At 66.9% G+C, this 12,056-nt stretch carries 9 protein-coding genes; 4 read left to right on the forward strand and 5 right to left on the reverse strand.

The genetic code is table 11. From position 1 onward, the window contains the following. Positions 1-58 precede the first annotated feature (58 nt). Positions 59-607 carry a helix-turn-helix domain-containing protein gene (locus ABD197_RS10805; protein ID WP_344054381.1) on the forward strand — a complete coding sequence of 183 codons (549 nt, stop codon included), beginning with the start codon at positions 59-61 and terminating at the stop codon, positions 605-607. 12 nt (positions 608-619) lie between these two features. Here the strand turns inward: ABD197_RS10805 and typA are convergent, their stop codons facing one another. Then, the gene (gene typA / locus ABD197_RS10810) at positions 620-2,533 is read right to left on the reverse strand and encodes a translational GTPase TypA (protein WP_344054383.1); all 1,914 of its coding nucleotides are present in this window, start codon (positions 2,531-2,533) and stop codon (positions 620-622) included. A 101-nt stretch (positions 2,534-2,634) separates the two neighbouring features. Continuing rightward, positions 2,635-4,440 carry a dipeptide ABC transporter ATP-binding protein gene (locus tag ABD197_RS10815; RefSeq protein ID WP_344054385.1) on the reverse strand — a complete coding sequence of 602 codons (1,806 nt, stop codon included), beginning with the start codon at positions 4,438-4,440 and terminating at the stop codon, positions 2,635-2,637. A 32-nt stretch (positions 4,441-4,472) separates the two neighbouring features. Between ABD197_RS10815 and ABD197_RS10820 the strand changes: the two genes are divergently transcribed. Further along, positions 4,473-5,081 carry a PH domain-containing protein gene (locus ABD197_RS10820; protein ID WP_344054387.1) on the forward strand — a complete coding sequence of 203 codons (609 nt, stop codon included), beginning with the start codon at positions 4,473-4,475 and terminating at the stop codon, positions 5,079-5,081. An 11-nt stretch (positions 5,082-5,092) separates the two neighbouring features. Here ABD197_RS10820 and ABD197_RS10825 read toward each other — a convergent pair whose 3' ends face one another. The 3 genes from ABD197_RS10825 to ABD197_RS10835 form a co-directional block, all read right to left on the reverse strand. Next, a complete protein-coding gene (locus ABD197_RS10825) occupies positions 5,093-6,277 on the reverse strand; it encodes an ABC transporter permease (protein ID WP_344054389.1) in 1,185 nt (394 codons plus the stop codon). Position 6,278: 1 nt separating this feature from the next. Continuing rightward, positions 6,279-7,796 carry an ABC transporter permease gene (locus tag ABD197_RS10830; protein WP_344054391.1) on the reverse strand — a complete coding sequence of 506 codons (1,518 nt, stop codon included), beginning with the start codon at positions 7,794-7,796 and terminating at the stop codon, positions 6,279-6,281. A gap of 169 nt (positions 7,797-7,965) precedes the next feature. Further along, positions 7,966-9,798, reverse strand: coding sequence for an ABC transporter family substrate-binding protein (locus ABD197_RS10835; RefSeq protein ID WP_344054393.1), 1,833 nt, complete (start codon positions 9,796-9,798; stop codon positions 7,966-7,968). 147 nt (positions 9,799-9,945) lie between these two features. On the opposite strand from ABD197_RS10835, the gene ABD197_RS10840 reads away from it, so the two are divergent. Both ABD197_RS10840 and ABD197_RS10845 read left to right on the forward strand, forming a co-directional pair. After that, positions 9,946-10,800, forward strand: coding sequence for a CPBP family intramembrane glutamic endopeptidase (locus ABD197_RS10840; protein WP_344054395.1), 855 nt, complete (start codon positions 9,946-9,948; stop codon positions 10,798-10,800). Positions 10,801-10,989: 189 nt separating this feature from the next. After that, on the forward strand, positions 10,990-11,973 hold the full coding sequence (locus ABD197_RS10845; RefSeq protein WP_344054397.1) for a hypothetical protein: 984 nt from the start codon (positions 10,990-10,992) through the stop codon (positions 11,971-11,973). Positions 11,974-12,056: the final 83 nt, after the last annotated feature.

Raw genomic sequence — 12,056 nt, forward strand, 5'->3', positions numbered from 1 at the left:
TCTTGCGTCGTGACATCTGCGTTCGTCAAACCGAACGAAAGTGCAGCAGAATGAACTGATGGATGAACTGGGAGATCGCATCGCCCGCGCGATGCGACGTGAGCGCGAGCGATTGCACGTGAGCGCAGCGGAGCTCGCCCGTCGCGCGGGAGTGTCGAAGGCCACGGTGTCGCAGTTGGAGGCGGGAGGGGCCAATCCGTCCGTGGAGACGCTCTGGGCGATCGCGACCGCGCTCGAGGTGCCGTTCTCGGTCTTCGTCGAAGACACCGCGCCTCGGCCACGCCTGGTGCGGGCGGGTGAGAGCACCGGCATCCGCTCGGCCGACTCCCCCTACGAGGCCCTGCTGCTCAGTGCGGGCAGTCCGCGAGTGCGACGCGACCTGTACATCGTGCGCGCCGAACCCGGCGAACCCCGCCATTCGGCACCGCACCCACGCGGAACAGTGGAGCACCTGGTCGTGGTGAGCGGGCGCGCTGTCGCGGGTCCCACCGGCGAGCCGTTCGAACTGATGCCGGGCGACTATCTGCGCTACCCGGGCGACGCACCGCACGTGTTCGAGGCGCTCGAGCCGCACACGAGCGCCGTGCTCCTCTCGGACTCCGACTGAGCCCGAAGAGGGTCAGGCGCCGGCGTCCTGGCGCTTCAGGCGCGAGGTCGCGCGGGCGCGCTCGGTCGCATCGAGGTTCACCTTGCGGATGCGCACGATCTCCGGAGTGACCTCGACGCATTCGTCGTCGCGCGCGAACTCCAGGCTCTCCTCGAGCGAAAGCTGGCGCGGCGGCGTCATCGACTCGAACGAGTCCGACGTCGACGAGCGCATGTTGGTGAGCTTCTTCTCCTTGGTGATGTTCACATCCATGTCATCGGCGCGCGAGTTCTCACCGATCACCATGCCCTCGTACACCTCCTGGGTGGGCTGGACGAAGAACGACATGCGCTCCTGCAGGGCGATGATCGCGAACGGCGTCACGACGCCGGACCGGTCCGCCACGATCGACCCGTTCTGACGCGTCACGATGTGGCCTGCCCACGGCTCGTAGCCGTGCGAGATCGCGTTCGCGATGCCGGTGCCGCGCGTGGTCGTGAGGAACTCGGTGCGGAAGCCGATCAGTCCACGGGACGGCACGATGAACTCCATGCGCACCCAGCCGGTGCCGTGGTTGGTCATGTTGTCCATCCGGCCCTTGCGCGCAGCCAGCAGCTGCGTGATCGCGCCGAGATACTCCTCGGGGGCGTCGATCGTGAGGTGCTCGAACGGCTCGTACGTCTTGCCGTCGACCTTCTTCGTGACCACCTGCGGCTTGCCGACGGTCAGCTCGAACCCCTCGCGGCGCATGTTCTCAACGAGGATCGCGAGAGCCAGCTCGCCGCGACCCTGCACCTCCCACGCGTCGGGCCGGCCGATGTCGACGACCTTGAGCGAGACGTTTCCGACGAGCTCACGATCGAGACGGTCCTTCACCATGCGCGCGGTGAGCTTGTGCCCCTTGACCTTGCCCACGAGCGGGCTCGTGTTCGTGCCGATCGTCATCGAGATCGCAGGGTCGTCGACGTGGATCTGCGGCAGCGGGCGGACGTCCTCGGGGTCGGCGATCGTCTCCCCGATCGTGATGTCCTCGAAGCCGGCGATCGCGACGATGTCACCGGGTCCGGCACTCTCGGCGGGGTAGCGCTCGAGCGCCCTCGTCTTCAGAAGCTCCGTGATGCGCGCGTTGCTGACGGTTCCGTCGGCGCGCACCCAGGCGACGGTCTGGCCCTTCTTCAGCGTGCCGTTGAACACGCGCAGCAGAGCGAGGCGGCCGAGGAAGGGGCTCGAGTCGAGGTTCGTGACCCACGCCTGCAGCGGCGCGTCGTCATCGTACGACGGGGCGGGCACGTGCTCGAGGATCGCCTCGAAGAGCGGCTCGAGGTCGTCGTTGTCGGGGAGCGCGCCGTTCTCGGGGCGGGTCCGGGATGCCGCGCCCGCGCGGCCGCTCGCGTACACGACCGGCACGTCCAGCAGCGCATCCACGTCGAGGTCGGGGACGTCCTCGTGCAGATCGGACGCGAGCCCCAGCAGCAGGTCGTGCGCCTCCTCCTCCACCTCGGCGATGCGGGCATCCGGGCGGTCGGTCTTGTTGACCAGCAGGATCACCGGAAGCTTGGCCTCGAGAGCCTTGCGCAGCACGAAGCGCGTCTGGGGCAGCGGGCCCTCGCTCGCGTCGACGAGCAGCACGACACCGTCGACCATGGACAGACCGCGCTCGACTTCGCCGCCGAAGTCGGCGTGGCCCGGAGTGTCGATCACGTTGATCGTGACGGGCCCGTCGGTCGCGTGCACGCCGGAGTATGTGATCGCCGTGTTCTTGGCGAGGATCGTGATGCCCTTTTCGCGCTCGAGATCGTTGGAGTCCATCGCGCGCTCCTCGACGTGAGCGTGCTCGCCGAACGAGCCGGTCTGTCGGAGCATCGCGTCGACCAGCGTCGTCTTGCCGTGGTCGACGTGGGCGACGATCGCGACGTTGCGGAGGTCTGAACGGAGGGCGCGCGCCATGGAAAATCCTTGCAGAACGGGGAAGCGCCCGGAGCCGGGCATCCCCCAGTCTACCGGGCGCTTCCTGAGCGTCCCTCCGGCGGCGCGGCGGCCGCCGTCGTTCAGGCGCCGGAAGCCGTCCGCGCCAGCAGCTCCGCGCGAGCCTCGCGGCGGATGCGCTGCTCCTCGGGATTGGGCACGGGCACCGCGGCGATGAGTCGCTGCGTGTAGGCATCGGTGGCCCCGCGGAGGATCTCGTCGCGCGTGCCGACCTCGACGAGCTTGCCGAGGTGCATCACCGCGATGCGGTGCGCGAGGATGTCCACGACCGCCAGGTCGTGGCTGATGAACAGGCATGCGAACTGGAGTTCCTGCTGCAGCTCCTGCAGCAGATCCAGGAAGCGGGCCTGAACCGAGACGTCCAGCGCCGACGTGGGCTCGTCGGCCACCAGGAGCTCGGGGGCCAGCGCCAGGGCGCGGGCGATGCCGACGCGCTGTCGCTGACCACCCGAGAGCTCGTGCGGGAAGCGGTTGCGGTACGAACGGGGCAGTTCGACCTGCGAGAGGAGCGTCTCCACCCGCTTGTCGAGGTCCTTGCCCTTCGCCTCTCCCGCCAGCAGGATCGGCTCGCCGATCGACTGGCCGATCGGCATGCGCGGGTTCAGCGACGACGCCGGGTCCTGGAACACGATGCCGGTGCGCCGACGGATCGCGAAGAGATCCTTCCGCGACGGGTGCGAGATGTCGGTGCCGACGGCGGTGAGCTTGCCTTCCGCGATCGGCAGCAGCCCGATGGAGGCACGACCGAGGGTGGTCTTGCCCGATCCCGACTCCCCCACGAGACCCACGATCTCGCCGGGATAGATCTGCAGATCGATGTGCTCGGCGGCCCGGAACGCCGGCACCCGCCCGCGCTTCGGATAGTCGATCGCGACATCCTCGAACGACAGGACCGGAGTGCGGGTCTCGACGACCTCTTCGGCCGCGGCATCCGTCGCGCGCTCGCGGATCGCGGCGACCGCGGGGACGGTTGACGTGTCGCTCGCGACTTCGGCCTGTTCGACCTCGGACTCCTCGAGGACTCCGAGACCGAGGTGCGGAACGGAAGCCAGCAGCTGCTGCGTGTACGGGTGCTGCGGATCGTGGAAGATCTGCTCGACGGTTCCCGACTCGACGACGACACCGCTCTTCATCACCATGATGCGATCGGCGAGGTCCGCGACCACGCCCATGTCGTGCGTGATCAGGATGATCGCCGAGTCCAGGCGCTTGTGGAGGTTGCGCAGCAGGTCGAGGATCTCGGCCTGCACCGTGACATCCAGAGCGGTCGTCGGCTCGTCGGCGATCAGCAGCAGCGGGTCGCACGAGATCGACTGCGCGATCATCGCGCGCTGGCGCTGACCACCGGAGAGCTGGTGGGGGTACTTGTTGAAGGACTTCTCCGGCGTCGGCATCTCGACCAGACGCAGCAGCTCGATCGCCTTCTCCTTGGCCACGGACGGCGCCATGCCGCGATCGTGCGAACGCAGCGCCTCCATGATCTGGAAGCCGATCGTGTAGACCGGGTTCAGCGCCGTCATCGGCTCCTGGAAGATCGGCGCGATCTCGTTGCCGCGGAGCGACCGCAGCGTCGCGTCGTCGACGCCGCGCAGCTCACGCCCCAGCAGCTTGATCGACCCGGTCACACGGGCGTTCTCGGGAAGAAGGCCCAAGAGCGCCATCGAGCTCGTGCTCTTGCCGGAGCCGGATTCGCCCACGATCGCGAGGACCTCGCCGCGGCGCACGACATAGTTCATGTCGACCGCAGCCGGGTAGAACTCGCCCTCGACCCAGAACTCGACGCCCAGGTTGTCGACCTCGAGGATCTTCTCGGGGAGGGCCTTGTGCGACGCCGCGATCTCGGCCTCGATGCCCGTCGTGTCAGTCATTCCGATGTGTCCCATCTGCAAAGCTTGAGTTCATGGCGTTCCAGGAGGTTTCGTACCGGCCGGCGTTCGGCCGCACGCTCGCTGTCAGCACCGTGGTGGTGTGCGCGTTCGGTGTGATCGCGCTGTTCTGGGGGGATGCGGCATCCGCGATCCGCTACGTCTGGCCGATCATCCTGGTCGCCGTCGTCGCGTGGGCGCTGTTCTGGCGTCCGAGTCTGCGGATGCAGGAGCACGGCGTCACCGTCGTGAACGTGTTCCGCACGTTCTTCATCCCCTGGCCGGCGATCCGCGCGATCGACACCCGCTACTCGCTGACGATCCACACCTCGCGCGGCAAGGTGCCGGTGTGGGCCACACCCGCTCCCGGACGTCACCGCGCGTTCGGACTCTCGGCGAAGGATTTCGAAGGAGTCGGGACGAGCGCCCGCGGAGAGCACGAGAGCCTGCGCCCGAGCGACGCGCTCAGCACGCCATCCGGCAATCTCGCGCAGGCGATCCGCGGACACTGGGAATCCTTGTCCGCGGCCGGAGCCTTCGCCCGCGGCGAAGACCCCGAGGCGCAGACCGTGACGTGGCACTACGGCACGATCACGGCGATCGCGGTGCTGGCTGCCGCGACGGCGATCGGCCTGCTGGTCTAGCAGCGTCACCGTCACCGCTCCGGATTGAGGGGCTCGTCCTGGGCATCGCCCGGCTTCTCCGGACGCGGGTCGTGGTAGTTCACGACGTCGCCGGTATAGACCGCCTCCATCGGGACCGTCACACTCTGCGGACCGGTCGGCTCGGTGGTGTCCAGGATCGGCGCGACAGGACCGCTCGCACGACCGGCACGGCGCATCGCGCGTTCGCTGGGCATCTTCTTCTGACGCGGGTCGAACGCGTCGCGCAGCCCGTCGCCGATGAAGTTGACGCACAGGGCGATCGCGATGATGAAGATACCGGGCCACCAGAACAGCCAGGGCCGCGTGGAGAAAGCCGCCTGGTTGTCCGAGACGATCTTGCCCAGCGAGGTGTCCGGCGGCTGCACGCCGAAGCCGAGGTAGCTCAGCGCCGACTCGAGCAGGATCGCGCCCGCCATCAGGAGCGTCGCGTTCACGACGATCACGCCGACCGCGTTGGGGAGGATGTGGCGGAAGATGATGCGCCGGTCCCGCGCGCCGGACACCCGCGCGGCATCCACGAATTCACGCTCGCGAAGCGAGAGGAACTCTCCGCGGACGAGTCGGGCCATCGTGGTCCATGCGAACACGCCGATCACGACGCCGAGGACGGCGGCGCCGAGGCTGCCGAACGTCTTCCCGAGCACCGCACCGATCACGATGAGCGGGATCGTGATGACGATGTCCGTGAAGCGCATGAGGACCGAGTCGGTCACCTTGCCGTAGTAGCCGGCGACCGCGCCGATGACGACGCCGATCACGGTGGCGACGACACCGGCGATCACCATCACCATGAGGGACTGCTGGGCCCCGCGCATCACGACCGCGAAGATGTCGCGACCGACCTCGTCCTGCCCGAACGGGTGCTCCCCGAACTGCAGCGGGAAGAGGCTGAGCGTTGGAACGCCGTTGTTCAGCTTCGGCGTGATCTGGGTCCAGGAGTAGGTCCACCACCCGGGGATCTTGAATCCCCAGAGGTCCACTCCGACAGACGTGAAGGCGAGGACCACGATGAAGATGAGCACGACCATCGCGACCATCGCGCCGCGGTGCCGGAAGAACCGGCGCCGGACGATCTGGCCCTGGCTGAGACCTTCGGTCTCCTTCTGCTCGATCGAGATCTCGGCGACCGCGGCCGCGTCGTTGACGTCTGGTTCTTGAGTGACTGTGGTGTTCATGTCAGCCCACCTTGATTCTCGGGTCCAGGGCCGCGTAGACCAGGTCCGCGATGAGGTTGAAGAGCACGGCGAGCGTGCCGGTGACGACGAAGAACGCCATCACGGGATTGGGGTCGACGTGGTTGATGCCGTCGACGAACAGACGGCCCATGCCGGTCCAGCCGAAGACCGTCTCGGTGACCACCGCCCCGCCCACGATCGCGCCCACGTCGAACGCGATGATCGTCGTGATCGGGATCAGCGCGTTGCGGAAGGCGTGACGGACGACGACGGTGCGCTGGGTGAGGCCCTTGGCCCGGGCCGTGCGGATGTAGTCCTGGTTCATGACCTCGAGCAGGCTGGCACGCGAGTAGCGCGTGTAGCCCGCGAACGAGATCAGGATGATCGCGATCGTCGGCAGGAGCAGATGGGTGTACAGGTCGATGCCCTGCACCCAGAAGTTCCCGCCGAGACCGGGCGTGGAGGCGCCGACCGTCGCGATCGGCCGGCCGCGCACGCGACTGGAGTTCGCGTACACCGCCCAGTACGACATGTACTTGTCCAGCGCGATCAGCGCGGCCGTGAGGAACCCGACGATCGCCGTCGTGCGGACGACCGGGCCGCGGTCTGCGCCGCCCATGAAGAAGCCGATCAGTCCGCTCACGACGATCGCCAGCACCATGAGCAGGAGGAAGAACCACAGCGTCATGCCGTTGAGGATGTAGTTGATCATCGGGAAGTACAGCGCGATGCCCAGGACCGCGACGACGAGCGACGCGTACAGCGCACGGCGGTTGCGCAGACCCGTGGAGATCGCGGTGATGCCGAAGGCGATGCCGATCGCCGATGCGCTGTAGACCACGATCCCGATGCTCGGGTCGGCGAACCACTGCGTCGCCGAGAGGTAGATCAACACTGCGGCCGTCGCGACGGCGGCGATGCCGAAGACGATGAATCTCTTCTTCGCCTTCCCGCCGAGGAGCGACATCCACAGCACACCGGCGATGAGCGAGACGACGATGATCACGGGTATCGCGATCGTCGGCTCGGCGAGCCAGTTGTTCAGCTGGATCGCGCCGTACTGCTTCAGCAGAACCGCGACCCAGAAGATCGGCAGCGAGAAGAACAGGAACGAGATGAGCGTGACGCTGTAGTCGAAGCCGCTGTACTGGCGCAGGGCCGAGATGATGCCGACCGTGAGACCCAGGATGATCGCGACGACCGTGGCCGTGGTGACCAGCGTCAGCGTCGACGTGATCGCGTTGCCCAGCAGGATGTTCACCGGCTGGTTCTGGACGCTGACCCCGAAGTCCCCGCGGAACAGAGCGCCGAGCCAGAGGAAGTAGCGCAGCGGAGGGGGGACGTCGAGATTGAGGAGCTTGGTGCGGGCTTCGATGAGCTCCGCCTTGTTCGGGGCGTTCCCCTGCCTCAGTTCTTCGAGAGGATCGCCCGCGAAGGTCGTGAGGATGTACATCAGGAACGTTGCGGCGAAGAGCACGAAGATCGACGCGATCAATCGCCGGATGATGAATGAAGCCATGGTGTGGCCGCCTGCCAATCGATGATCCAGCGGGAACGACTGCGCCGGCGTCATCACCGGGCACACGCTCTACCGCTGCGGGAAGTCTAACGGGTGGGGTGCAGGCCCGATGGACCTGCACCCCACCGCGGTCAGCGGAGCCGAAGCTCAGCGATGACCGCTACAGCGATCAGCCCTCGTCAGAGCCGCTGTCCGTGACTGCCCAGTCCCAAGCGTTCCAGAAGATCGTGGGAGCGAGGATCGACGGGTCGATGCCCTCCACACGGTCGCTGAAGGCGGTGACGCCGGGGAACTGGAAGATGGTGACTCCGTAGAAGTCATCCCACAGGATCTTGTCCAGCTGCTGCTGGAGCTCGATCTGCTTGTCGGTGTCGAACTCCACGTTCAGCTGCTCGACGATCGCGTCGGCCTCAGCGTTCGAGTAGAAGTTCAGGTTGTTGATACCACCGGTCTGGAACGTCGGCAGCGAGTTGGTCACGCCGAGGCTCGTGGACTGCCATCCGAAGAACGACGCGTCGTACGCACCCGGCGTGCCGAGGAGGCCACCCCACTGGTCCGAACCACAGTCGGTCACGTTGAAGCCGGCCTGGTTGGCCGACGCCTGGATGAGCGCGAACTCGTTCACGCGGCGGGGGTTGTTGGTCGCGTAGAGGATGCAGACCGACGTGTCGGTGACGCCCGACTCGGCCAGCAGCGCCTTCGCGCCCTCGATGTCGACGTCCGCGAACGCCTCCGAGCCGTTGTTCGCGACGGACTCGTCGTAGCCCTCGGCGCCCGGAACGAAGATCTGCGAGCTGCGCAGGAGCGCGTCCTCGCCGGCGATCGGGACGATGAGCTTGTCGAGGATCTCCTGGCGGGGAACCGTCTTGAGGAACGCCTCACGAACCTTCGGGTTCGAGAAGATGTTCTCGGGGTTCTTGCCCTGGTCGAACTGCAGGTCGAGGTGCTCGTACGTGCCCTCGACGCCGGTCAGGACCGTGATGCCGTCGAGCGCGTCGAGAGCGGTCTTGATGTCGGCCGTGGCCTGCGGGGAGATGATGTCGACTTCACCGTTCTCCAGCGCCTGAACCGCTGCGAGCGGGTCGGGGATGAAGCGGATCGTGATCTCCTCGATGTTCGGAGCGTTGTCGCCCTTGTACTCGGGGTTCGCCGTCAGGGTGACGTACTGGTCGGCGACGAAGTCGCTGATCACGTACGGACCCGTGGCCAGGTAGAGCTCGGGGTCATCCGGCAGCTCGGTGAAGTTGAAGCCCGTGTTCCAGAAGGACGAGATCGGGGCCAGAGCCGCGTCGTCCTTGTTCTGGATCGCGTCGATGACGGCCTGCTTGGCCTCTTCGTTGTCGTCCAGACCCAGGGCGTTCTTGCCGACGACGTGCGCGGGCAGCGGCGACGGGAAGGAGAGCTCCCAGTCGACGAACTGCGCGTCGTAGACCATCGTGATCGACTTGCCGTCGTCACCGATCTCGGGCGTCTGGGTGACCAGGCCCAGGCCAGCGGTGGGGGTGGCGCCGGAGTCGAAGTAGACGACGTCGGTCGGGAAGGCGTCGGTGAACTCACCCGTGTCGGGGTCGGTGAAGTCGGCCGGGTCGAAGTCCGGGGTGTCCAGGGCCCGCGAGAGCGCGGCCCACTCGAGCAGGAGGTCCGACGCGTCGACGGGGGTGCCGTCCGACCAGTTCACGCCGTCCGCGACGGTGTACTTGACCGTCAGCGGGTCCTCTTCGACGACCTCGTACGAGCCGAACGACGTGTTCTTCACGAGCTCGGGGGTGTTGTTGTAGTAGTTGAAGCCGTCAAGCGTCAGATACGTGATGTTGTTGTTCGCGGTCGCGTTACCGAACGACGTGTTGCCGTTGTACGAGTAGAACGGCTGGTTCCACGCGGCGGTGATCGACGATCCCTCGACGAGACCCGAGTCGTCGCCGCCACCTTCGGTGGCCGCGCAACCTGAGATCACGAGGGCGCCGACTGCGGTGAGAGCCACCGCCGCCGAAATGCGCTTCATTCTCACTGATTCCTCCTGTGCAGGGTTGTGCGCACGCGACAGCACAGATCTGCCGGGGCGCGGATAAGGGAAACGATAAGCACGCGTCGCCTGTTGTTCATAACGACTCGCAAAAACGTTACAGAGCCTTAACTCAACCCGCGCGACATGTGGCAATCTGACAAGGTGAGCACGGTGAGCGGCCCTTCCGATGTGAGGTTCGTCACTGATCCCGCGGCGCGGACCCGGCTCCGCTGGGAGATCGGGATCGTCCTGGCCGTCACCGTCGGACAGTCCGCGCTGTACTCCGTGCTCTCCCTCGTGCGCGCGTCGCTGCGCACGACCCCGATCGGGCAGCAGCAGACGCAGCTGAATCCGAATCGGGATGCCGAGATCCTGTGGAACGTCCTGTACCAGTTCCTGGGCGTGTTCTTCGGGCTCGCCCTCGTGGCGCTCGTCGTCTATCTCCTCTGGGAGCCCGGGCAGAACGCGCTGCGCCGCATCGGTCTGGACTTCTCCCGGTTCGGCGGTGACCTGGGGCGCGGCATCCTGCTCGCCGCCGCGATCGGCGTGCCGGGGCTGGGCCTGTACGCGATATCGCGGGTGCTGGGGTTGAATGTCGCGGTCGTCGCCTCGCCGCTGGACGCCGCGTGGTGGACGGTGCCGCTGCTCGTGCTCGCCGCGTTGCGCGCGGGGCTGACCGAAGAGGTCATCTTCATCGCGTACCTGTTCGACCGGCTGCGGCGACTGGGCTGGTCCTGGTGGGCGATCATCTTGTCGACGGCCGCACTGCGCGGTGCCTATCACGCCTACCAGGGTGTCGGTGCGATCGTCGGCAATTTCGTCATGGGCCTGGTCTTCGGCTGGTGCTACCGGCGGTGGGGCCGTGTGATGCCCCTCGTGGTCGCCCACACGCTCCTGGACATCGTCGCCTTCGTCGGCTACCCGCTCGCGGCAGGTCTCTGGCCCGACGTGTTCGCCCCCGCCCCGTCCCCGACCCCGTCCCCCTCGTCCTCGTCCTGACCCCCTTCCCTTTTCCGCTGAGACGACAACTGCACGTCGAGAGTGCGGGTGAACACCACAGTCTCGACGTGCAGTTGTCGTCTCACGGCACGTGGGATCGGCTCCTGCACAGCTCTGTGCGAGGCGCGGTTGTCCACGGGCTGGCCGAAGCCGACTCTGTGAGGGCCACGATGACGCCACAGTGCGGGGATGGTCCTCACACTCGAAGCGGATGCCGGCCACCCCGTGCTCGCTCCTTCTCCGATCCCGCTCATCCGCTCGGCCGCGGTCGCCCACGCTGACCGCGAAGTGGCTGATGGTCGCCTCGTCCGCGTACGTCGCGGGGTGCTGACCCCCGCTTCGGCATGGTCGGCGCTTCCACCGTGGGAGAAGTACCGAGCGCGGGTGCATGCGACGGCGATGACCCACCCGGACGCGGTCTTCTGTCTCGAGTCCGCCGCCGCGCTCCTGGGTGCGCCGATTTTCGGGCACCCCCGCGACGTGCATGTCCTCGACCTTCCGAACGCGAATGCGCGGCTCTCGGGCGGATTACGGCATCACACCACGGCGCAGGACCGCAACATCGTCCGGATCGGAGGTCTGCTCGTGACGTCGCTGATCGACACGACCGTCGACATCGCCCGTTCACGCCATCCCGCCGTCGCTCTGTCTGTCGCCGATGCGACACTTCGGCTAGACCCGACGGCATCCGTCGAAGTCCTCGTCGCCACGAACGAGAGCCGTCTCAGCAAGCGCGGTAGGCGGCTCGCACGCTGGCCGCTGCACCGAGCATCGCCATCAGCTGAGACGACGCTGGAGTCGATCAGCCGCGGCGTCATCGAATGGCTCGGTTTCGACGAGCCGGTCCTGCAACGGGAATTCCGCACGGGCGACTTCCTCGACCGCTCGGACATGTGGTGGGAGCATGCGCGTGTCATCGGCGAGGCAGACGGCGAGCTGAAATACGACGGCCGTCTCCAGCCGGGTGCTGAGGCGATCCGCAAGGAGAAGGAACGGGATCGACGCCTGCTCTGCCATGCGAGCCGCATCGTCCACTGGGGGTGGTCGGATGCCATCAGGGTCGATCCGCTCCGTAGCATCCTTCGGCGCGCCGGCTTGCCGCAGCGTCGGCCGGAATCGTCGCAGGAGCTGCACTCCCTCACCGCCCTCCTCGACGCGCGCTCACTCCGATGATCGCCCCGCCCTCACCGTGAAACGACAACTGCACGTCGAAACCATGGGCTGAACCCACAGTTTCGACGTGCAGTTGTCGTCTC

It is taken from the genome of Microbacterium lacus (assembly GCF_039531105.1).
Lineage (GTDB): Bacteria > Actinomycetota > Actinomycetes > Actinomycetales > Microbacteriaceae > Microbacterium > Microbacterium lacus.

Bases quoted from the DNA above. Each gene is read 5' to 3' on its own strand.
- ABD197_RS10805 (WP_344054381.1), top strand. From the start codon at position 59: ATGGATGAACTGGGAGATCGCATCGCCCGCGCGATGCGACGTGAGCGC.
- typA (WP_344054383.1), bottom strand. From the start codon at position 2,533: ATGGCGCGCGCCCTCCGTTCAGACCTCCGCAACGTCGCGATCGTCGCC.
- ABD197_RS10815 (WP_344054385.1), bottom strand. From the start codon at position 4,440: ATGACTGACACGACGGGCATCGAGGCCGAGATCGCGGCGTCGCACAAG.
- ABD197_RS10820 (WP_344054387.1), top strand. From the start codon at position 4,473: ATGGCGTTCCAGGAGGTTTCGTACCGGCCGGCGTTCGGCCGCACGCTC.
- ABD197_RS10825 (WP_344054389.1), bottom strand. From the start codon at position 6,277: ATGAACACCACAGTCACTCAAGAACCAGACGTCAACGACGCGGCCGCG.
- ABD197_RS10830 (WP_344054391.1), bottom strand. From the start codon at position 7,796: ATGGCTTCATTCATCATCCGGCGATTGATCGCGTCGATCTTCGTGCTC.
- ABD197_RS10835 (WP_344054393.1), bottom strand. From the start codon at position 9,798: ATGAAGCGCATTTCGGCGGCGGTGGCTCTCACCGCAGTCGGCGCCCTC.
- ABD197_RS10840 (WP_344054395.1), top strand. From the start codon at position 9,946: ATGTGGCAATCTGACAAGGTGAGCACGGTGAGCGGCCCTTCCGATGTG.
- ABD197_RS10845 (WP_344054397.1), top strand. From the start codon at position 10,990: ATGGTCCTCACACTCGAAGCGGATGCCGGCCACCCCGTGCTCGCTCCT.